A 20,561-nucleotide genomic window follows, 5' to 3' on the forward strand; every position below is an offset into this window, starting at 1 on the left:
AAAGGAGAACAGTCATGAAGACAATCGGATATGCAGTGGTTGGTACGGGATATTTTGGGGCGGAGCTGGCCCGCATCATGAAGGAACAGGAGGGGGCCAGGGTAGTGGCTGTCTATGACCCGGAGAATGCAGGAACAGTGGCTGCTGAGCTGGGATGCGGCGTGGAGACGGACCTGGACCGGTTATACAGCCGTGAGGATGTGGATGCCGTAATCGTGGCAGCGCCCAATTATCTTCACAAGGAACCGGTCATCAAGGCCGCGGAGCACGGGGTACATGTATTCTGTGAAAAGCCCATTGCCCTGTCCTATCAGGACTGTGTGGAGATGGTAGAGACATGCGTTGCCCACAATGTTACTTTTATGGCAGGCCATGTAATGAATTTCTTCAAAGGTGTCCGCACAGCGAAAAAGATGATTAATGACGGAGTCATCGGCCGGGTGCTGTACTGCCATTCCGCCAGGAACGGCTGGGAGGATATACAGCCCTCTGTCAGCTGGAAGAAAATCAGGGCCAAATCAGGAGGCCATCTCTACCACCATATCCATGAGCTGGACTGCATCCAGTTCCTTATGGGCGGCTGCCCCGAGGAAGTGACCATGGCAGGGGGCAATGTGGCCCACTGCGGGGAACAGTTCGGGGATGAGGATGATATGCTGTTCATCACCATGGAATACGGGGATAACCGGTATGCTGTGCTGGAGTATGGCTCCGCTTTCCACTGGCCGGAGCATTATGTGCTGATTCAGGGAACCGAGGGAGCTATCCGGCTGGATATGTTTAACTGCGGAGGAACCCTTAAGAAGGGGGACAAGGAAGAGCATTTCCTTATGCACAAGACCCAGGAGGAGGACGATGACCGGACCAGAATCTATCACGGCACGGAGATGGACGGCGCCATCATGTACGGCAAACCGGGCAAGAAGCCGCCTATGTGGCTTCACAGCATTATGTATGATGAGATGGAGTACTTTAACAACATCATGCATGGGGAACAGCCGGACGAGGAATTTAAGGCCCTGCTTACGGGGGAGGCTGCCAGGAACGCCATTGCAACGGCGGACGCCTGCACCAGGTCGCGGTTTGAAAACAGGAAGGTAAAGCTGTCTGAGATAACGGGGGTGAAATAGGTATGATACTGGATAAATACAGGGGAATCATCCCGGCCTTCTATGCCTGCTATGACAGGACGGGGGAGGTAAGCGCTGACGCGGTCCGGGCGCTGACCCGGTACTTTGTGGAACAGGGAGTGAAGGGCGTCTATGTGGGCGGGTCTTCCGGGGAATGCATCTACCAGTCCGTGGAGGACAGGAAGAAGACTCTGGAGGCCGTGATGGATGAGGCTGCAGGCCGTCTCACGGTGATTGCCCATGTTGCCTGCAACAACACAAGGGACAGCCGGATTCTGGCGTCCCATGCCCAGGACCTGGGCGTGGACGGGATAGCCGCCATACCGCCTATTTATTTTAAGCTGCCGGAGTATTCGGTTGCCGGGTACTGGAATGACATATCGGAGGCAGCGCCCCACACGGATTTCATTATCTATAACATACCCCAGCTGGCCGGTACAGCCCTGACCATGAGCCTTTTAAAGACCATGCTCTTAAACGGGCAGGTGGCAGGCGTGAAAAATTCATCCATGCCGGTCCAGGACATCCAGATGTTTAAGGCAGAGGCCATGAAGACGCGGGAGGACTTTATTGTGTTCAACGGCCCGGATGAACAGCTGGTATCCGGTCTGGCCATGGGGGCGGACGCCGGTATCGGCGGTACCTACGGTGCCATGCCGGAGCTGTTTTTAAAGATATATGAGCTGACTGCACAGAACAGGATGGCAGAGGCCAGGGCTATCCAGTATGAAGCAGATGAAATCATATATAAGCTGTGTTCAGGAACATGCAATATGTACGCCATGATTAAGGAAGTGCTGCGTATCAGCAGGGGAATCGATATAGGCGGGGTCAGGAAGCCGCTGACAGACCTAAGCGGGGACGACCGGGCCATTGCCCGGGAAGCAGCCGCCATGATAGAAGCAGCAAAGGAGAAATATTGCTGATATGATATATGACTTGCTGGTTAATATAGGAAATTACAGGGGCATGAACAGGAACCTGGACAAGGCCATTGACTATCTGATGACTGCGGATATCACAGCGCTTCCCATGGGAAGGACGGAGATTGACGGGGACAGGGTGTTCCTGCAGGTGATGGAGGCGCGGACCCGCGAGCTGAGGGATGACAGCTATGAACTGCACAGGGACTATATGGATATCCAGATAGACATTGAGGGATGCGAGGTCATAGAAACAGCCCTGGACGGGGTGACACCCATTGGGGAATACCAGCCGGATTTTCAGAAAGCCGCTGTTTGGGGCGGGGCAGGAGGACGCTGCGTCATGGGGCCGGGCAGGTTCATCCTGTGCATGGCCGGTGAGGCCCATGGGCCGGGCGGATGCCTGGAAGCGCCTGAATGTATCAGAAAATGTGTGGTAAAGGTGGCTGCGGCTGATGACAGGCCGTGAAAGCCGGAGTGAAAGGATTGGAACGAGATGGACAAGACAGAACTTTTTAACCGTATCAAAGGAAAGCTTATCATTTCCTGCCAGGCCCTGCCCGGGGAACCGCTCTATGACCCGGAGCGCTCCCTGATGCCTTTTATGGCCAGGGCGGCCAAGGAGGCCGGAAGTCCCATGATACGCGCCAACACGGTGCGGGATGTGCTGGGTATCAAGAAGGAGACAGGACTTCCTGTCATTGGACTGATAAAGCAGGTGTACGATGGATTTGACGGGTATATCACACCCACCATGGAGGAGGTGGATGCTCTGGCAGAGGCAGGGGCCGACATCATTGCCATTGACTGCACGGACAGGAGGCGGGGAGACGGGCTGAGCCCATGGGAATACATCCGCAGCATCAAAGCAAAATATCCGGACCAGATTCTGATGGCCGATATCTCCGATTACCAGGAAGGCATTCAGGCGTGGAAAAGCGGTATTGACCTGGTGAGCACCACCATGAGCGGATATACGGACTATACGCCAAAGCTGGAAGGGCCGGATTTTGAACTGGTCAGGCGGCTTTCAGCGGAACTTCCCATCCCGGTCATCGGGGAAGGCCGTGTCCATACGCCGGAGGAAGCTGTGAAAATGCTGGATATGGGAGCATGGGCAGTCATTGTGGGCGGAGCCATCACCCGGCCGCTGGAGATTGCGGAGCGGTTCATGAAAGCGGTTCATGGCAGACAGGAATAGAAGTCAGGAAAAAGTAAGAGAGAAAGCAAATAAAAGGGACATCACCCGATGCATAAGCTGTAATGCAGGGGATGTCTCTTTCCTTTGCCCTCACTCTTATTGTATTTTCCCCACTCAACTAGTTGTCTGATGTTATGCTGCCTTTTAATCCGATTTCTTCTGCCTTTTTCCTCATGCCCTGGATGGTTTCACGGATGACATCATCCAGGCTCATGCCTAACATTTCGCAGCCGGCCCGGATGGTGTCCCTGTTCACTCCGGCAGCAAAGGACTTATCCTTGAATTTCTTTTTCACGGATTTGACTTCCAGGTCCAGTACGCTTTTGGACGGTCTCATAAGACACAGGGCATTGATGAGTCCGGTCAGTTCATCAATGGTGAACAGGACCTTTTCCATTTGGGTTTCCGGCGCTGCATCAGTGCAGATTCCATAGGCATGGCAATTCATGGCCCTGATATAGATTGGGTCAATGCCCTGTTCACGCATAATCTCCTCTGCCTTTTTGCAGTGTTCCTCCGGGAATTTCTCGTAGTCCAGGTCGTGAAGAAGACCAGCCGCCCCCCAGACCTCCTCATCCCCGCCGTTCAGTCCGGCAAAATGCCTCATGGCAGCCTCCACGGCCAGGGCATGTCTGCGAAGGGCCGGTGTCTTTGTGTATTGGGTCAGCAGGCTCCATGCATCTTCTCTTGACAACTTTTTTTCCATCTTGAAATCCTCCTTTGGTTTTTTGTCTGGTTCTTGCTTTTTCGGCATAATGCTCTTATACTATTCTATATCGTACCAGACAATCGTTTATTAAATCGAACGAACTGTATGATATATCTTACAACTGTTCGATTTATATGTCAAGCAATTAAAAGAGGACTTATATATGGATTTAGGAAAAATCATTGCAGTAAATCTCAGGAGACTGCGGACAGAGCGCAACCTGACCCTGGGGCAATTATCAAAGATTTCCGGCATCAGCAAGGCCATGCTCTCGGACATTGAAAAGGGGAGCAGCAATCCTACCATCAATACTATCTGGAAAATCGCCAATGGGCTGAATGTGCCCTATACAAAACTGATGGAGGGTATTGAGAATAAGGCAACTGTTGTGCGCAGGGATGAGCCTGCCGTGCAGACAGGGGAGACAGAGCATTACCGGGTGTACTGCTATTTTCCAAGCACGCCTGTGAGAAATTTTGAGCTTTTTTATGCGGAACTGGACCCGGGGGCTTCCAACATCTCCATTGGACATTCGGAAAAAGCCCAGGAGTACATCTTCGTCATGAAGGGCCAGCTGGCCCTTCGCACCGAAGCAGGTGACTACACACTGGAGGCGGGGGATTCCCTGGTGTTTGACAGTTCCATCGGACATACTTATATCAACCGTCAGGATATATTGCTTTCATTTCTGGTAATTAACTATTATCCAAACTAAGAGGGAGGATGCGCCAGGTGCATTTCATAGAGGTCCCTGGGGATGCGTATGGCTTCCCGGATGATTGATTTGCTTTTTAAGTATTATACTATGGTTGGGGCAAGACTGCGAACCTGCTTGCCATACCTGCCTGCAATGAACTATAATGGTGTCATATAAGACCCAGCAAAGGCAAAGAGGAAACATATTATGAAGATGGTAGAGATAAAATGCCCTTCCTGCGGGGGCAAGCTTAAGGTGGAGGATTCCCAGACAAAGCTTATAACATGTGAATTCTGCAAAAGCCAGTTCCTGCTGGACGACGAAAAGGTCCAGAACATCACGAATTACAATATATATCAAACAGCCCCTTCCGGCAAAGGCCAGGGAAACGGGGCTAAAACAGCCCTTGCTGCAGGTGTGGCCTGCGTGGGCGCGCTGCTCGCCATTTTCATTCTGTCCTCAGGCTCCGGTTCCTCCTCTGGCCCCGGGACAGCGCCCCTTCCGGTTCCCGCCTACAGCGGCGCGGCAGGATACGCCGGGACAGAAGGGGAAGAGACAGAAGCGGAGGAAAGGGTTCCCAAGGCGGATTCTCCTTTGTTCCATGCCATGGCAGCAAAGATGTTCAACGGGGACCAGGCTGCGTTCAGCCAGGAGGACCTGGCCAGGGTCAGGTATCTGAAGGTGGAGACATCCCGGGAAACAAACCGGATATGGTACAGCTTTGAGGACCCTTACAGCGGGGAAGAGCCCCTGGTGCAGACTGCCGTCTTCGGGGCCATGGACTGGGAGCCCCAGGATGCAGCGGCCTTTACCGGACTGGTAAAATTGGATTTGGGGTCAGGGCTTTCCAGGGTCCATAGTTTAAAAGGGCTTAAGGACCTTAAGGGAATCACGGCCGGAAACGTGGAAATCTCAGACCTTAAGGATATGCTGGATGACCCGTCGGGAATCACGGAGCTGCAGCTTCGGGGAATCACATCCATGGACGGAATCGCCTCCTTTGGGAATCTGGAGCGTCTGACTGTCCGGGATTATCCTGACGCCAACCTGAAACAGCTGGTGCCCTTAAAGAGCCTAAAATATCTGTCGCTGGAAGACACAGGGGACTCGGATTCCATTATCAGCACGGGCAAGGATAAGGTAAGGGTGACGGATTACTCTGCCATCTCGGTTATGAGCGGTCTGGAGTCCCTGTACCTTAATTCGGATATCATCAGGGACATAGGCTTTATCAAGGGACTTCCGGCATTGGAGGACCTTACCCTGGAGGATACTGCCATCATCAGCCTGGCTCCCCTGTCGGAGATGCCGGCCCTTCGCTCCCTGACCCTTTTGGGAAATAACAAGGTCCAGGATTTCGGACCGGTGGGAACAGCGGCAGGACTGACGTCCTTAAACATTGACAAGATGACATCCCAGACAGACCCGGACCTGTCCTCCCTTTCCAGCCTGGAAAGGCTGGAAATAAAGGGCTTTATGTCCATTTCCTCCCTCCGGGGGCTAAGCAGCCTGAAGGAGCTTTCCATACACAACTGCAATGTGGACGGGGCGGAGGCCCTCTCGTCCCTGACCGGGGTGGAACGGCTTACCTTTTACTCCGTGTGGAATTCCCGGGGAAACCTGAGAAACCTGGACTTTCTCAAAGGCATGACAGGGCTTAAATATGCTGACTTTACCGGCAACCTGGACGGAACGGGCTGGAGCGGCTATAACTACTTGGTGGAGGTGTACGGGGATGTGAGTTCCATTTTTAACCATGAGGGACTGGAGGAACTGTACCTGGACAACGGCAAATTTGAGATTAATTTTGACCGGATAAAGGAAAACCCCAGCCTGCGGGTGCTGAGCCTGAAAAATATGGAGCTTCACAAGAATTATTACGTGGAGTCCTACGGCGGAATGACCAGCGTGTGGTATGATGATGTGAAGCTGGGGGAACATATGGATATCCTGTCCCGTTTTCCCAATCTGGAGGAGCTGTACCTGGACAGCAACGAGCTGACGGATGTGAATTTTGCCGCGGGTCTTAAGAACCTTAAGAGACTGGGGGTTAAGGACAATTATATAACGGACCTGGCGCCCCTGAAGCAGGCGGAATTTCTGGAGTATCTGAACATCGCCGACAACCCTGTGGGAGAGGTGGGGGATGTGGGTAATGGTGTTGAAATCATTCAGTAATCATGGATATTATAATCTTCTTAATAATAACGAAATATTTAACAGATTATTTGAAAAAATAGAGATAGTATGATATATTGGACAAAGAAAAAATCAGGCAAAGACGTCCGCTAAGCGGTCTTTTCGCGCTCACAGCGAACCAAGGAGGAAATATGAAAGGGATTATACTGGCCGGAGGAAGCGGGACGCGGCTCTACCCGCTGACCAAGGTTACTTCCAAACAGCTGCTTCCAATTTACGATAAACCGATGATTTATTATCCGTTGTCTGTCCTTATGAATGCGGGAATCAGGGATATCCTGATTATCTCCACTCCGGACGACACGCCCAGATTCGAAGCCCTGCTGGGCGACGGCCACCAGTTCGGCATTGAGCTGAGCTATGCGGTACAGCCAAGCCCGGACGGACTGGCCCAGGCATTTATCATCGGCGAGGAGTTCATTGGGGGAGATTCCGTGGCAATGGTCCTGGGGGACAATATTTTCCACGGACAGGGTCTGGCCAAGCGCCTGCGCGCGGCAGCGTCCAAGGAAAAGGGAGCAACGGTGTTTGGCTACTATGTGGACGACCCGGAGCGTTTCGGCATTGTGGAGTTCGACGGGGACGGCAAGGCTATTTCCATTGAGGAGAAGCCGGAAAAGCCAAAGTCCAATTACTGTGTCACCGGACTTTATTTTTACGATAACCGGGTGGTGGAGTATGCGAAAAACTTAAAGCCCTCAGCCAGAGGAGAGCTGGAAATCACGGACTTAAACCGCATTTACCTGGAGAACGGGGAGCTGGATGTGATTCTTCTGGGACAGGGCTTTACATGGCTGGATACGGGAACCCATGAGTCTCTGGTGGAGGCCACGAACTTTGTGAAGACCGTGGAGACGCACCAGCACCGCAAGATTGCCTGCCTGGAGGAGATTGCCTATCTCAGGGGCTGGATTAACAGGGAACAGGTCATGGAGACTTATGAGATTCTGAAAAAGAACCAGTACGGCAAGTACTTAAAGGACGTTCTGGACGGTAAATATGTGGATAAGATACATCCACAGGATTTTTAACGGAGGAAACTATATATGAAAATCATCGTCACCGGCGGAGCCGGTTTTATTGGAAGCAACTTTGTGCACCATATGGTAAACAAATACCCGGATTATGAAATCATCAACCTGGACCTGCTGACCTATGCAGGCAACCTGGAAAACTTAAAACCGGTTGAGGACAAGCCCAATTACAAATTTGTAAAGGGCGACATCGCCGACAGGAAGTTTATATTTGAACTGTTTGAGAAGGAGAAGCCGGATGTGGTGGTGAACTTTGCTGCGGAGAGCCATGTGGACCGTTCCATTACAGACCCGGAAGCCTTTGTCAGGACCAATGTCATGGGAACCACCACCCTTCTTGACGCCTGCCGTACTTACGGCATCAAGCGCTACCATCAGGTTTCCACGGATGAGGTGTACGGCGACCTGCCTCTTGACAGACCGGACCTTTTTTTCACCGAGGAAACGCCCCTGCATACATCCAGCCCCTATTCTTCATCCAAGGCCAGCGCTGATTTGTTCGTGCTGGCGTATCACAGGACATACGGCCTGCCCGTGACCGTATCCAGATGTTCCAACAACTACGGCCCTTATCATTTCCCGGAGAAGCTGATTCCGCTTATTATCAGCCGCGCCCTGGCAGATGAGGAGCTTCCTGTATACGGCACAGGAGAGAACGTGCGTGACTGGCTTCATGTGGCGGACCACTGCCAGGCCATTGACCTGGTTATCCACAAGGGTCGCGAGGGAGAGGTGTACAACATCGGCGGACATAATGAGCGCACCAACCTGGAAGTGGTAAAGACGATTCTGAAGGCTCTTGATAAGCCTGAAAGCCTGATTAAATTTGTGACAGACCGTCCCGGCCATGACATGCGCTATGCCATTGACCCAACCAAGATAGAGACAGAGCTGGGATGGAAGCCAACGTATAATTTTGATACGGGAATTGAGCAGACCATCCGGTGGTACCTGGACAACCAGGACTGGTGGAAAAATATTCTCAGCGGCGAGTACAGTAATTATTTCGATAAGATGTACGGCAGCCGCCTGTAGGTAAACATGTGGCTGACGGAGGAGGGAATGCCCCGGAGCGCGTTTGAGAGACGTGTCCGTTTCGGGGATTCCTGTTCTCTGCCAGCCATTATTAAGAACGGAGGTAAATGGATTATGAAAGTTCTGGTAACAGGTGTAAAGGGCCAGCTGGGCCATGATGTGATGAATGAACTGGCCCTTCGCGGGATTGAGGGAACCGGAGTGGATGTGGAGGAAATGGATATCACGGACCGCGCTGCGTGCGAAACTGTGATTTCACAGGAAAAACCAGACGCAGTCATTCACTGTGCAGCATATACTGCAGTAGATGCTGCTGAAGATAACCTGGAACTGTGCCGCAAAATCAATGCTGAGGGGACACGCAATATCGCCAGGGTCTGCAAGGCCATGGATATCAAGATGATGTATATCAGCACGGACTATGTGTTTAATGGCTGCGGCGAGCGCCCATGGGAGCCGGATGACCACAGGGAACCCCTTAATGTGTACGGCCTGACCAAGTATGAGGGCGAGATTGCGGTAGAGCAGAATGTGAAGAAATATTTCATTGTGCGCATTGCCTGGGTGTTCGGCATCAACGGCAAGAACTTCATTAAGACCATGCTCCGCCTGGGGAAGGAAAAGGGGGCCGTGTCAGTGGTCAACGACCAGATTGGTTCCCCCACATATACCTACGACCTGGCCCGCCTGCTGGTGGATATGATTCAGACAGACAGGTACGGCCGTTACCATGCCACCAATGAGGGGCTGTGCAGCTGGTATGAGTTTGCGTGTGAGATATTCCGCCAGGCCGGCATGGATGAGGTTAAGGTGACTCCGGTGGATTCGGCCGGTTTCCCGGCCAAGGCAAAGCGCCCCTCCAACAGCCGCATGAGCAAGGAGAAACTGACTGAAAACGGCTTTGAGCGTATGCCCTCATGGCAGGATGCCCTGGGGCGTTACCTGAAGGCTCTTAAGGAAAACGGGATGGCATAAGACAGGGGCGGCAGATGCATGTAACGGGGGCTTTAATAACAAGACAGGGAGGAATTAATGACAATGGGAAAATATTTTGGAACAGACGGCTTCCGCGGCGAGGCCAACGTGGACCTGACAGTGGAGCACGCCTATAAGGTGGGCCGTTTCCTGGGCTGGTACTATGGACAGAAGACGCCGGATGAGCGCTGCAGGGTGGTTATCGGAAAGGATACCAGGCGCAGCAGCTACATGTTTGAATATTCCCTGGTGGCTGGGCTTACAGCCTCGGGCGCGGATGTATATCTGCTCCATGTCACCACCACCCCCAGCGTGTCCTATGTGGTGCGCACCGAGGGATTTAACTGCGGAATCATGATATCTGCCAGCCACAACCCATTTTACGACAACGGAATCAAGGTCATCAACGAGAGAGGCGAGAAGCTGGAAGAGTCCGTTATCCTGGAAATTGAAACATACCTGGATGGGGAGACGCAAGAGATTCCGCTGGCAAAGAGGGAATATATCGGCAGGACCGTGGACTTTGCAGCAGGCAGGAACCGCTATATCGGATACCTCATATCCATTGCCACCCGTTCCTTCAAGAATATGAAGGTGGCCCTGGACTGTTCCAACGGAAGCGCATCCGCCATTGCCAAGAACGTATTTGACGCCCTGGGCGCAGAAACCCATGTGATGAACAACGAACCCAACGGATTAAACATCAATACGGACTGCGGCTCCACCCACATCGAGCATCTGCAGGATTTTGTGGTGCATGAGAAATGCGACATCGGATTTGCCTATGACGGCGATGCGGACCGGTGCATTGCGGTGGATAGGACCGGCCGTGTGGTGGACGGGGACAGCATCATGTACATCTGCGGCAAATACATGAAGGAGCAGGGCAGCCTGTTCAATAATACGGTGGTCACCACCATTATGTCCAACTTTGGATTATATAAGGCATTTGACCGGGAGGGCATTGCCTATGTGAAGACGGCTGTGGGCGATAAATATGTGTACGAGAATATGGCGGCCACGGGCCACTGCCTGGGCGGCGAGCAGTCCGGCCATATTATATTCAGCAAGCATGCCACCACGGGGGACGGCATCCTTACCTCCTTAAAGGTGATGGAGGTGGTGCTGGAGAAAAAGCAGCCCCTTGATAAGCTGGCTTCAGAGGTGGAGATTTATCCTCAGGTACTTAAGAATGTACGCGTTAAGGATAAAACGGCAGCCCAGGACGACCAGGCCGTGCAGGCAGAGGTTGCCAGGGTGACAGAGAGCCTGGGCAGCGACGGAAGGATTCTGCTGCGCCAGTCAGGAACAGAGCCAGTGGTCCGCGTCATGGTGGAGGCTCCTGATATCGAGACTTGTGAAGCCTATGTGGACCAGGTAATCCGGGTTATGAAGGAGCAGGGACACTGTATATAGGAACGCACCATACCGGCTCCGGCAGATTTTTCAGGGAATGGAGGTATGGGCTCCGGTGCACATTTTATGAAACAGAGGAATAAAAGCCATAACTATTGAGAATAGTTAACCGGCGACTCCTTATTGTCAGTTATTTTGAAATGTGCTATAATTAGATAACGTTGCGAAGAGGACAAAATAAATCCCGGAGCGCCGTGCTCCGGGATTTGTGCATTCATCATGCAGGCCCGGACAGGGGATTGTCCTTACAGCCAGCGATTTTCAGAGTAAAGGAATGATGTGAAATGGGGCTGAACCAGTAAGAGTCGTGCTGTTCATCATCCGTCATTACGGTGTCATTGAGCGACTGCCCGGAATGGGCTGAAGACAGAAGCAAAGATGAAGAACGCAGTTATCAAAAAGCAGGACATCGTATGAAGTGAGAATGGAATATGGACGGAACCAGGCGTTTCCAGGCGCCTGAAATCAGATGAACAGAATGGAGGAAAGAATTATGTTAAACTATCAAAGATATAAAAGGGTCCCGGTGGTGGATTTTCCGGAGCGTACATGGCCGAATAAGGAAATCATGAAGGCCCCTATATGGTGCAGTGTGGACTTAAGGGACGGCAACCAGGCCCTGGTGGAGCCCATGGTGGTGGAGGAGAAGGTGGAGATGTTCAACCTTCTTGTGAAGCTGGGCTTTAAGGAGATTGAGGTTGGATTTCCGGCCGCATCCCAGATTGAGTATGATTTCTTACGCACCCTGGTGGAGCGCAAGCTTATCCCGGATGATGTGGAGGTCCAGGTGCTGGTGCAGTGCCGCGAGCATCTGATTAAGAGGACCTTTGAAGCCCTTGAGGGCGTTAAGAAGGCCATTGTACATATCTATAATTCCACATCCACCTTACAGAGGGATGTGGTGTTCCATAAGGACAGGGAAGATATAAAGGATATAGCTGTCATAGGAACCAAGATGGTCCAGCGGTATATGGCTGAATGCGACACCCAGATTCGTCTGGAGTATTCACCTGAGAGCTTTACCGGCACAGAGCTGGATTTTGCACTTGATATCTGTACAGCCGTGCAGGAGACATGGGGCGCCACCAAGGAGAATCCCATTATCATCAATCTTCCTTCCACGGTGGAGATGACCACCCCCAATGTGTATGCGGACCAGATAGAATGGATGAATACACATTTTAAGGACAGGGAAAGCATCATATTAAGCATCCACCCCCACAATGACAGGGGCGAGGGTGTGGCATCCACGGAACTGGCTCTTCTTGCAGGAGCCGACAGGGTGGAGGGAACCCTTTTCGGCAACGGGGAGCGCACCGGTAATGTAGATATACTGACAGTTGCCTACAACATGTTCTCACAGGGAATTAACCCTGAACTTAATATTGAGAATATCCGTGAGATTGCAGATGTCTGTGAGCGCTGCACCAAGATGGATATTCCGCCCAGACATCCCTATGCGGGCAAGCTGGTGTTTACCGCATTTTCCGGTTCCCATCAGGATGCCATCAACAAGGGTATGCAGGCTCTTCACGAGAGAAACGGACAGTACTGGGAGGTGCCTTACCTTCCTATCGACCCCAGCGATATCGGCAGGGAGTACGAGCCTATTGTGCGTATCAACAGCCAGTCCGGCAAGGGCGGCGTAGCGTTTGTCATGGATACCTTCTATGGCTTCAAGCTGCCGAAGGGGATGCACAAGGAATTTGCAGATGTTATCCAGAAGATTTCCGAGCAGCAGGGTGAGGTTGCGCCTGAGCAGATTATGGAGGAATTCAAGAAGAATTACCTGGAGCGCAAGGAGCCCATGCATTTCAGAAAGTGCCGCATAACCGATACGGAGACAGGAGACGGCGAGTTTGCAACCCTGGCTAAGGTTACCTACTCAGACCACGGTATTGAGAAGACATTTGAGGGCGTTGGAAACGGACCTATTGATGCTGTCCAGAGAGGTATGGAGGATGCGCTTGGTATCCAGATTAAGGTTTTGGACTACAGCGAACATGCACTGGCGTCAGGTTCCGGCGCAGAGGCTGCTTCCTATATCCATCTGGTAGACCAGGTAACAGGAAAAGCCACCTACGGCGTGGGTATCAGCTCCAATATCACGAGGGCGTCTATCCGCGGTATATTCAGCGCGGTGAACAGGCTGTTCTATTAACCGGAAGCTGAGATTGGGTGCGTTATAGTTGATGTGATGGTATGAAAACGATTGAAGGATTGCAGGACCGGCCTTTTGGGGCCGGTCTTTTTTGCTCCGATTGCAGTGAAGATAGTAATTTGAATCGTTAATCTGCCGCAGGCCATAAAAATGATGGCGGAAGGTATGAAATCCGGCAGAGGGATGGGAAGCATGCAGGTTCTTCGGAATCTGCTTTTTAATTGCTTTTATTTTAGGAGGAAGGGGGAGAATTCCTTGTAAAATAAGGGGTTAATAGAATAGAGAAGCCTAAGAAAACGTATATACGAACGTTTGAGGCCTCAAATAAATTGAATTCACCGGATGGCAATGCTATAATATAAGTACAAAATTTAGAACGTCGTTCGTAAATACAAATATTATAGGAGGTGTTGTATGGGAGGGTATACAGGTATACCTGTGCCTATTTTTGAAAAACGAATTCAGGTAATTGCACAGTATGTTTGCAGTAATCATCTGGATGGGGCATTTATTTTTTCGGATGAGTACAGGGCGGGATTTACAACTTATTTTTCTGACTATAAACCAATCAATGTGATTGAGGAATCTCCTCAGGGAGTATTTGTGACTCCGGAGGGGAAGGTGACATTATTTCTGGGGGCCATCAATTCCCAGTCAGCCAGGAGGGTGTCCTGGATTAAGGATATCCGGAATATTGAGACATTGTCTGATTATTTTAAAGAACTTAGGGATGAAAAGGGAGGTCCCCTGGTCATTGGACTGAGCGGACAGGACCTGCTTCCCGTAAAGTATTTTAAGCGCCTTAAGGGCTGGCTTGTAGGAAATGACTATGTTGACATGGATGACAAGCTCACTGAGATGAGGGCAGTGAAGGAGCCGGAGGAGATAGAGCTGGCCAGATACGCGGCGCACATAGGAGACATGTCTCTGAAAGCCTGCGTAGAGAAGATGAGAGAGTCAGAGGTGACGGAGATTGACCTGTGCGCTGCGGCTGAATATGTGATGAAATCCAATGGCTGCGATTTAAGCTGCGCCACGGTACTGTCCTCAGGCATGAATACGGAGGTGCCTACATGGAGGCCCACTCATAAGAGGATAGAGGACGGGGAGGCGGTAATCATTGATGTGGCGCCTGCATACAAGGGCTATGCCACAGATGTAGCGGTGACGGTAATCAATGGAAATGCCACGGACAGCCAGAAATCTGTTTTAAAGGCATCCAGGGATGCAGTAATCCGGTCGATTGAATGTTTAAGGCCAGGGGAACCGGCTTCCCGGATTTATGAGATGTTTCTGCACTATGCCAGAAAAAACCATGTGGAGGAGTATTTCGAACCATATGCGAAGGGCCTTAGAGCAGTGGGGCACAGCATAGGACTGGACTGTGTGGAAAGGCCCAACCTGGACGATAACGCTTCATTCATCATGGTTCCGGGTATGACGCTTGCCACCAAGTTTGACCTTCACGGAATGGAGTGGGGCGGACTTAGGATTGAGACCGTTATGTTGGTTGAGGAAAATGCGTGTGTTTCATTGAACCGTTATCTGTACGATTTATAACGAGGGAGGAAGGAAATATGACGAGAAGGTTCTTATGGGGATTATTGGCAGTTGCTATGGCATTTGGGACAGCGGGCTGCGGGGCAAAAGAAACGCCTGCACCAACGGCCGTATCCGGGCAGGCGGCCGGAGCGGAAACGGTGGAGGGAGAGGAGAAAACGGAAGAAGAAGCCGTGGCAGAGACGCCTGCGCCTAAGAGTGCGGAGAATGACGGCAAGACATATACCATCAGAATTGCCATTGTATCCAGCGACAGCCATCTGCATAATACTGTGTTGAATCAGTGGGCTCAAGAGGCAAAAGAAAAGACCAATGGTCGGCTGATTCTTAAAGTAATGGGAAGCAGCCAGCTGGGAGGCGAGAGGGACTATGTGGAGGGAATGCAGCTTGGCAATATAGAGATGGCTCAGGTCTCAAGCGCAGCTGTCAACGGTTTCCTCAATGATTTCTCGGTGCTGTCATTTCCGTATTTTTTCAAAGATTATGCGGAGATGGAAAAAGTATTTAACGGGCCAATGGGAGACGAGCTGTTTGCTGAACTCCAAGGAATCGGAATAAAAGGCCTTACATGGTTTTCTAACGGCTTTAGAAATGTGTATACGAAGAATACTCCGGTGACCACTCCGGCAGATATGAAGGGATTGAAGATACGCGTCATGGAGAGCGACGTAATGATTGCAACCCTTAACGCAATGGGGGCTTCAGGAACACCTATGGCGTACAGTGAACTGTATTCAGCTATTCAGCAGGGCGTTATGGATGGTGCGGAAAATGCCCTGGGTAATATTTATTCAGACGGATACTATGAGATATGCAAAAATGTGTCTTTAACGGAGCATTTCGCGCCTCCAGGAGTAGTGGCTATCAGCCAGAAGGCATATGATTCCCTTCCTGACGATTTGAAAGAATACCTGACTGAATCAGCTATTCGCTTTGGCAGGATGGAACGCGAGATGGACGAGAAGCTTCAGGAGGAGATGAAGGATAAGCTGGAGGAAAAAGGCGTTCAGATTAACGAGGTGGATAAGCAGAGTTTTATCGACGCAACGGCTTCTGTCTATACGGAATATGCGGGAGGAATCAGCGATACTGTAAAAGCGCTGGCGGAACAGGAGCTGGGAAAATCATTCAATTAACATGAGGGGGAGGAAAATGAAAATTCTTATAAAGGCAGCGGATTTTGTCGTTGCATTTCTTCTCACAATCGCCGCTTCCTCTATGATTATATCCATGTTCTTGCAGGTGGTATTCCGGTTTGTATTCAATTCGCCTCTGTATTGGACGGAAGAGCTGTCCCGTTATTCCTTTATCTATATTGTATTCATAGGCGCGGCGTGGGCCGGGAAACAGGGAATGCACCTGGGTGTTGACTATTTTACTTCCAAATTGCCGGAAACGGCGGTGAGGCGGCTGTCGGTAATTATAGATTTGCTTGTTTTGGTATTTTCTGCTGTAATTGTGATTGTGGGGGCACAGGTGATACCGATTAATTTCAGACAGTTTTCACCCGCACTTAATGTTCCTATGGGAGCGGTATACGCGGCAATACCGCTGGGATTTTTTCTGTTGTTTTTATACTATCTGGACCATCTGATGGATGACTTAGGAATTCGGAGACAGCTGTAAGGCTGTCTCCGGGAGGAGGAGGGTAAACGTGCTCGTTATACTTGCGTCTATATTTATCATACTGCTGGTTTTTGGAATGCCTATTGCATTTACCATGGGCATTGCCTGCCTGGGGACGGTTGTATACGCCCAAATGCCCCTCAATATGCTTATAACCAGGATGTTCAGCGCCACGGATTCGTTTTCGCTGATGGCGGTTCCATTTTTTATCCTTGCAGGGGAGCTTATGAATGAGGCGGATTTGACGGATAGGATATTGAATCTGGCCCGTGCGCTGGTAGGGTTTTTAAGGGGAGGACTGGCTATTGTCAATATCCTGGCCAGCGTCTTGTTTGCGGGTTTGTCCGGCTCCGCCACGGCCGATACGGCAGCCCTGGGCTCGCTGGAGATTCCCATGATGGTAAAGGACGGCTATTCAAAGGAATTCAGCGTGGCGGTTACAGTGGCTTCCTCTACCATTGGACCCATTATACCGCCCAGTGTTATGCTGGTGATGTATGCGGTGATTGCCAGCGTGAATATTACAAAGATATTGATTGCCGGAATCATACCAGGGATTCTCATGGCATTGGCTATGAGTATTGCCGTTTACTTTATCAGCCTCAAACGCGGATATGGTACAGCAGGTACATTTTCTCTTAGAAATATAGGTAAAGCCGCAAAGCAGGCGGTTATCCCTATGCTGATGCCTATTATTATTATGGGCGGGATTCTGTCAGGAATCTTCACGGCCACGGAGGCCGGCGTGGTAGCGGTGGTTTATGCGTTTATTATCGGTATATTTGTATATAAAACCATTAAGCTGAGGGACATCCCCCGGATACTGGTAAAGGGGGCGGCTACAACTGCCGTGTCCCTGTTTATAATCGCTATGGCATCCATATTCAGCTGGTTCCTGGCATGGGAGAGTTTCCCGGAAACCGTGGTGAGTGTGATGCAGGCCCTTACCTCTAACGGGACAGCGGCCCTGTGCATGGTGATTCTGTTTCTGTTCGTGCTGGGGCTTTTTGTGGAGGGAATCCCTGTGTTGATTGTGTTTGCGCCCATTCTGGTGCCAGCCATGGAAGCCTATGGGATTGATACGCTGTATTTCGGTATTGTCCTGGTTCTCACAGTTTTAGTGGGCTCTATCACCCCGCCTGTGGGCAGTTTATTATATCTGGGGTCCTCTATCGCCAAAACCACGGTTTCAAAGGCAGGTAAAGAGGTATGGATATTTGTGGCAATGATTATGTCGGTAATTGGGCTTCTTGTGATTTTTCCACAGATTGTTTTGTTTTTGCCTAATTTATTGTATAATTAAGTCAATATACAAAGGATAAGGGTGAAACATGAACAGGACTGTGTTAAGAACGGTGGAGATATTGGAGATAATTTCCAAGCACGGCGAAATATCGCTGGCAGATTTAGTGAAGATAACCGGATATCCTAAGACCAGCGTGTATGATATCCTGCACGCCCTGGAAGAGCGCGCCATGATATACAGGTGCACAGATAAGGTCTGTTACGGTATCGGGTTCCGTGCATATGCCATCGGGCGTTCCTACTCGAAGAATTCGGATTTGCTGAGCAATTCCCACCAGTGTATGAAGGCCTTGGCGGAGGATATCGGAAAGTCGGTGCTGTTAGGGAAAATAGACGGTGAAAAGATTCTCTATATTGCAAAATGCGAACCAAAGCATCCGGTTGTCATGACGCCGTCCATCGGAGACGAGGAACCAATCAAGAATACGGCGTTTGCCAAAATAGCCGAGGTGCTTACACACCATGAGAAGAAAATATGCCAGCTGACCAAGGAGGAGAAGAACCGTATCAGGACGGAGAAACTTGCTTCCTGCGGGTTAGACGGCCCCGGCCCCTTTTACAACATTGCCAGCCCGATTTATAATTTCGAGACAAGGCTGTCAGGGGTGATTGGTGTGTTTGGCGTGAAGGAGGTAGGAATGGACTACTCAGAGGAGCAGAAGAAGGTTCGGGAGTGCGCCGGGAAAATCTCTGAGCGGTTAGGATTTATTTAATTTATCCATAAAATACCTGCCGCAAAAACAGGCGGGAATTCCGGTTACAAAAAGACGGTCTGAACAGGAGCGCATTTGGATTGCGCTCATGGTCAGTACCGTCTTTTTGCATTACTTAATGTGTTCAGACCGTGATTGGTCAAATTCCAGATTGTCAAAGGACGACACAGAGCAGATACCGGACGGGTCATCCATATATTTCAGGGCCACCTTGTCTCCAGGCTGTGTCAGGGCCAGCTCATTGCTCAGGTCGTAGGACACAGTGAAGATATAGTCCTGCTTTTCTTCCAATATCAGCTTATAGGTTACGGTATTGTCAATGGTCTCGCTGGCGATACGCAGGACAGTGCCTTCCTCACTGGAAATGGTCTGGCCTGTGGTAATGTTCACTCCCGCGGTTCCCCGCACCTGGCGGAAGTTGCGCAGGGCGCTGTCAATGGTCTCGCCTGTTCCCACATTGGTATAATTGGAGACAGATACAAAGGCATACTGCTTAATCAGGCCCGCATTATCCTTTAAGGTCATAAAGTAGGTGGGCTGTCCGTCCATATTGATAATCATTGGGAAGGACGCCCTGTAGCCAAACTGCTGGACCTTTCCTTCTGCGGAGCTTTGGGCCGCCATCTCGGTTGCGCCGCTCATCTGGTAGATATTGGATTCCTTGGTTACCATGTCCACCAATATGAAACCAATGGCGGATTCATCGGAGCCGACGCTGGTAAGACCTGTGAACAGGTAACAGCGGGAGCCGTTATAGATGATGATATCACCCTGGCTGGGGCGGAACTTGTCCTGGTTGGAGAAGTTGAATATGCCGTGCACATAGACACCCTGGTTCTGTATCTGCTGCATAACAAAATTCTCGGGCTGTACACGGTCCACCCACTCCGGCAGGGTAGCTATGGTATAATGGGTGGTTTCGCCTGTGGTGGCATTGACGGTCAGCACCCCGTCGGCCTCCGGCAGGTTAAAGAGCCAGCGGTTCTGGTAGGAGGTAATGACCCAGTAGGGTACGCCGTCATCGTCCAGCTCAAAGGAGTAATCCGTAAGACCTTTGAAGAGGCCGCCCCCAAAGAAACGCACATGGCGGTTTAGGTCGTCCAACAGGTAGGCATTGGCCTGGTATTTAATTTTATGGTCCGTTACCAGGGTTACATCGCTGACATCGCTGGCAGACACCACTATATAACCTGCAGAGCCGTCCATGTTTTTCAGCCATTTGAAGAAGCCGGAATGCTCCAGGGGGACCACCCATACCAGCTTGCCGTTTACCTTCTGTATGACAGGGGTACCCAGGATGACCTGGCTTCCCAGGCCGGGATTTTCTCCCACCTTTTTATCTGCCAGCTCTCTTGCCAGACTTTTGTCCACGATGGGGAGCTGGTCCAGGGCCAGGGGCTGTACGGTATCCGTGAATTCCGATACGGCCGGGACGCCTAACTGGTCCCTGTAGGCCTTGTAATTGAAAAGAGGCATGGACAGGATGGATACTCCGAAATACAGGGCCCAAAGGATGGCCAGAAGGATAAATCCTCTTTTATAGCCTTTGACACTTTTGTCAATGCTGATTTGGGGCCGGCCGTATTCATTGGCTCCCACCCGTACACTGCCCAGGGCCACGAAAAAGTTCAGCACCAGGTAGCAGCTGATGATGAAGCACCAGGAAAATGCTCCGTCCGGATACAGGGGATTCAAATTGGGCCCCTGGAATAAAATCAATATGAGAAAGATGGCAGTAAGTGCCAGGTTCAGTAAAAATTGTGTCTTTTTTTTCATAGTTCCTCCAGTCCTTAACGCTTTTTTAACAGAAGCTTTATAGAGCATTATATATCATGTGGAAATAAATACAAGGGGAAAAAGCTGGGGAATCCATAAAG

18 protein-coding genes are annotated in these 20,561 nt (G+C 50.8%); 16 read left to right on the top strand and 2 right to left on the bottom strand.

Going from position 1 to position 20,561, the window contains the following annotated elements:
• The first annotated feature begins 14 nt into the window (after positions 1-14).
• Genes FGS84_RS05485 through FGS84_RS05500 form a run of 4 tightly spaced genes read left to right on the top strand, consistent with a single transcriptional unit; the run spans position 15 to position 3,254 of the window.
• Positions 15-1,130, top strand: coding sequence for a Gfo/Idh/MocA family oxidoreductase (locus FGS84_RS05485; protein WP_138306673.1), 1,116 nt, complete (start codon positions 15-17; stop codon positions 1,128-1,130).
• Between the two features lie 2 nt (positions 1,131-1,132).
• Entirely contained in the window at positions 1,133-2,056 is a 924-nt protein-coding gene (locus tag FGS84_RS05490; protein WP_138306674.1) for a dihydrodipicolinate synthase family protein, read from the top strand.
• A 1-nt stretch (position 2,057) separates the two neighbouring features.
• Entirely contained in the window at positions 2,058-2,522 is a 465-nt protein-coding gene (locus tag FGS84_RS05495) for a YhcH/YjgK/YiaL family protein (protein ID WP_138306675.1), read from the top strand.
• 27 nt (positions 2,523-2,549) lie between these two features.
• The gene (locus FGS84_RS05500) at positions 2,550-3,254 is read left to right on the top strand and encodes an N-acetylmannosamine-6-phosphate 2-epimerase (protein ID WP_138306676.1); all 705 of its coding nucleotides are present in this window, start codon (positions 2,550-2,552) and stop codon (positions 3,252-3,254) included.
• A 118-nt stretch (positions 3,255-3,372) separates the two neighbouring features.
• Here the strand turns inward: FGS84_RS05500 and FGS84_RS05505 are convergent, their stop codons facing one another.
• Complete coding sequence (locus tag FGS84_RS05505) at positions 3,373-3,960, bottom strand: HDIG domain-containing metalloprotein (RefSeq protein ID WP_138306677.1); 588 nt, start codon at positions 3,958-3,960, stop codon at positions 3,373-3,375.
• Between the two features lie 166 nt (positions 3,961-4,126).
• Between FGS84_RS05505 and FGS84_RS05510 the strand changes: the two genes are divergently transcribed.
• The 12 genes from FGS84_RS05510 to FGS84_RS05570 all read left to right on the top strand — a co-directional run bounded on the left by FGS84_RS05510 (position 4,127) and on the right by FGS84_RS05570 (position 18,684).
• Complete coding sequence (locus tag FGS84_RS05510) at positions 4,127-4,678, top strand: XRE family transcriptional regulator (RefSeq protein WP_138306678.1); 552 nt, start codon at positions 4,127-4,129, stop codon at positions 4,676-4,678.
• Between the two features lie 189 nt (positions 4,679-4,867).
• A complete protein-coding gene (locus tag FGS84_RS30720) occupies positions 4,868-6,838 on the top strand; it encodes a leucine-rich repeat domain-containing protein (protein ID WP_171042547.1) in 1,971 nt (656 codons plus the stop codon).
• 152 nt (positions 6,839-6,990) lie between these two features.
• Complete coding sequence (gene rfbA / locus FGS84_RS05525; RefSeq protein WP_138306679.1) at positions 6,991-7,890, top strand: glucose-1-phosphate thymidylyltransferase RfbA; 900 nt, start codon at positions 6,991-6,993, stop codon at positions 7,888-7,890.
• Positions 7,891-7,905: 15 nt separating this feature from the next.
• On the top strand, positions 7,906-8,928 hold the full coding sequence (rfbB, locus tag FGS84_RS05530) for a dTDP-glucose 4,6-dehydratase (RefSeq protein WP_002568333.1): 1,023 nt from the start codon (positions 7,906-7,908) through the stop codon (positions 8,926-8,928).
• 114 nt (positions 8,929-9,042) lie between these two features.
• Positions 9,043-9,903, top strand: coding sequence for a dTDP-4-dehydrorhamnose reductase (rfbD, locus tag FGS84_RS05535; protein ID WP_138306680.1), 861 nt, complete (start codon positions 9,043-9,045; stop codon positions 9,901-9,903).
• A 63-nt stretch (positions 9,904-9,966) separates the two neighbouring features.
• Positions 9,967-11,319 (top strand): phosphoglucosamine mutase, encoded by a 1,353-nt coding sequence (gene glmM / locus FGS84_RS05540; RefSeq protein WP_138306940.1) that lies wholly within the window; start codon positions 9,967-9,969, stop codon positions 11,317-11,319.
• A gap of 493 nt (positions 11,320-11,812) precedes the next feature.
• On the top strand, positions 11,813-13,480 hold the full coding sequence (gene leuA / locus FGS84_RS05545) for a 2-isopropylmalate synthase (RefSeq protein WP_138306681.1): 1,668 nt from the start codon (positions 11,813-11,815) through the stop codon (positions 13,478-13,480).
• 414 nt (positions 13,481-13,894) lie between these two features.
• Complete coding sequence (locus tag FGS84_RS05550) at positions 13,895-15,040, top strand: Xaa-Pro peptidase family protein (protein WP_138306682.1); 1,146 nt, start codon at positions 13,895-13,897, stop codon at positions 15,038-15,040.
• A 17-nt stretch (positions 15,041-15,057) separates the two neighbouring features.
• Positions 15,058-16,176 carry a TRAP transporter substrate-binding protein gene (locus tag FGS84_RS05555; protein ID WP_138306683.1) on the top strand — a complete coding sequence of 373 codons (1,119 nt, stop codon included), beginning with the start codon at positions 15,058-15,060 and terminating at the stop codon, positions 16,174-16,176.
• A gap of 16 nt (positions 16,177-16,192) precedes the next feature.
• Positions 16,193-16,666, top strand: coding sequence for a TRAP transporter small permease (locus tag FGS84_RS05560; RefSeq protein ID WP_138306684.1), 474 nt, complete (start codon positions 16,193-16,195; stop codon positions 16,664-16,666).
• A 28-nt stretch (positions 16,667-16,694) separates the two neighbouring features.
• Entirely contained in the window at positions 16,695-17,969 is a 1,275-nt protein-coding gene (locus tag FGS84_RS05565) for a TRAP transporter large permease (RefSeq protein WP_138306685.1), read from the top strand.
• 28 nt (positions 17,970-17,997) lie between these two features.
• Positions 17,998-18,684, top strand: coding sequence for a helix-turn-helix domain-containing protein (locus FGS84_RS05570; protein WP_138306686.1), 687 nt, complete (start codon positions 17,998-18,000; stop codon positions 18,682-18,684).
• A gap of 111 nt (positions 18,685-18,795) precedes the next feature.
• Here FGS84_RS05570 and FGS84_RS05575 read toward each other — a convergent pair whose 3' ends face one another.
• Complete coding sequence (locus FGS84_RS05575; protein WP_138306687.1) at positions 18,796-20,460, bottom strand: hypothetical protein; 1,665 nt, start codon at positions 20,458-20,460, stop codon at positions 18,796-18,798.
• Between the last annotated feature and the right edge of the window lie 101 nt (positions 20,461-20,561).

Origin of the sequence: Clostridium sp. 1001271st1 H5, assembly GCF_005845215.1 — a bacterium.
Classification (GTDB): domain Bacteria; phylum Bacillota; class Clostridia; order Lachnospirales; family Lachnospiraceae; genus Enterocloster.

Coding starts and splice junctions, on each gene's coding strand:
- FGS84_RS05485 (WP_138306673.1), top strand. CDS start 15: ATGAAGACAATCGGATATGCAGTGGTTGGTACGGGATATTTTGGGGCG.
- FGS84_RS05490 (WP_138306674.1), top strand. CDS start 1,133: ATGATACTGGATAAATACAGGGGAATCATCCCGGCCTTCTATGCCTGC.
- FGS84_RS05495 (WP_138306675.1), top strand. CDS start 2,058: ATGATATATGACTTGCTGGTTAATATAGGAAATTACAGGGGCATGAAC.
- FGS84_RS05500 (WP_138306676.1), top strand. CDS start 2,550: ATGGACAAGACAGAACTTTTTAACCGTATCAAAGGAAAGCTTATCATT.
- FGS84_RS05505 (WP_138306677.1), bottom strand. CDS start 3,960: ATGGAAAAAAAGTTGTCAAGAGAAGATGCATGGAGCCTGCTGACCCAA.
- FGS84_RS05510 (WP_138306678.1), top strand. CDS start 4,127: ATGGATTTAGGAAAAATCATTGCAGTAAATCTCAGGAGACTGCGGACA.
- FGS84_RS30720 (WP_171042547.1), top strand. CDS start 4,868: ATGAAGATGGTAGAGATAAAATGCCCTTCCTGCGGGGGCAAGCTTAAG.
- rfbA (WP_138306679.1), top strand. CDS start 6,991: ATGAAAGGGATTATACTGGCCGGAGGAAGCGGGACGCGGCTCTACCCG.
- rfbB (WP_002568333.1), top strand. CDS start 7,906: ATGAAAATCATCGTCACCGGCGGAGCCGGTTTTATTGGAAGCAACTTT.
- rfbD (WP_138306680.1), top strand. CDS start 9,043: ATGAAAGTTCTGGTAACAGGTGTAAAGGGCCAGCTGGGCCATGATGTG.
- glmM (WP_138306940.1), top strand. CDS start 9,967: ATGGGAAAATATTTTGGAACAGACGGCTTCCGCGGCGAGGCCAACGTG.
- leuA (WP_138306681.1), top strand. CDS start 11,813: ATGTTAAACTATCAAAGATATAAAAGGGTCCCGGTGGTGGATTTTCCG.
- FGS84_RS05550 (WP_138306682.1), top strand. CDS start 13,895: ATGGGAGGGTATACAGGTATACCTGTGCCTATTTTTGAAAAACGAATT.
- FGS84_RS05555 (WP_138306683.1), top strand. CDS start 15,058: ATGACGAGAAGGTTCTTATGGGGATTATTGGCAGTTGCTATGGCATTT.
- FGS84_RS05560 (WP_138306684.1), top strand. CDS start 16,193: ATGAAAATTCTTATAAAGGCAGCGGATTTTGTCGTTGCATTTCTTCTC.
- FGS84_RS05570 (WP_138306686.1), top strand. CDS start 17,998: ATGAACAGGACTGTGTTAAGAACGGTGGAGATATTGGAGATAATTTCC.
- FGS84_RS05575 (WP_138306687.1), bottom strand. CDS start 20,460: ATGAAAAAAAAGACACAATTTTTACTGAACCTGGCACTTACTGCCATC.